Source organism: Dactylosporangium darangshiense (assembly GCF_039537565.1).
GTDB lineage: Bacteria > Actinomycetota > Actinomycetes > Mycobacteriales > Micromonosporaceae > Dactylosporangium > Dactylosporangium darangshiense.
In genome coordinates, this window is the sequence record NZ_BAABAT010000223.1 from 1 (window position 1) to 665 (window position 665).

1 protein-coding gene is annotated in these 665 nt (G+C 71.6%); it reads right to left on the reverse strand.

The window, feature by feature from the left end:
- On the reverse strand, nucleotides 1-665 hold a 665-nt coding region (locus tag ABD901_RS58815; RefSeq protein WP_345145144.1), incomplete at both ends, for a PEP-utilizing enzyme.

Here is a 665-nt window from a genome sequence, read left to right on the forward strand (position 1 = left end):
ACGTCGAGCTCGTCGGCGCCGCACACGCAGGTCTTGCCCATGCCGCGGGCGACCACGGCGGCGTGCGAGGTCTTGCCGCCCCGGCTGGTCAGGATGCCCTGCGCGGCGATCATGCCCGGCAGGTCGTCCGGGTTGGTCTCCCGGCGCACGAGGATGACCTGCTCGCCCTCCTTGGCCATGGCCACCGCCTGCTGCGCGTCGAAGACCGCCTTGCCGACGGCCGCGCCCGGTGACGCCCCGACGCCGCGGGTGAGCTGCTCGGGCGCGTCGGACAGGTCGAACGTCGGGAACATCAGCTGCGCCAGCTGCGCGCCGGTGACCCGCTGGGTGGCCTCGTCGAGGTCGATGACGCCCTCGTCGACGAGGTGCGTGGCGATGACGAACGCCGCGGCGGCGGTGCGCTTGCCGACGCGGGTCTGCAGCATCCACAGCTTGCCGCGCTCGATGGTGAACTCGATGTCGCAGAGGTCCTTGTAGTGCTCCTCGAGCTTGGTCATGATCGCCATCAGCTCGTCGTAGCTGGCCTTGTCGCGGCCCTCGAGGTCCTGCAGCGGCATGGTGTTGCGGATGCCGGCGACGACGTCCTCGCCCTGCGCGTTGGCGAGGTAGTCGCCGTAGACGCCGCGCTCGCCGGTGGCCGGGTCGCGGGTGAAGGCGACGCCGGT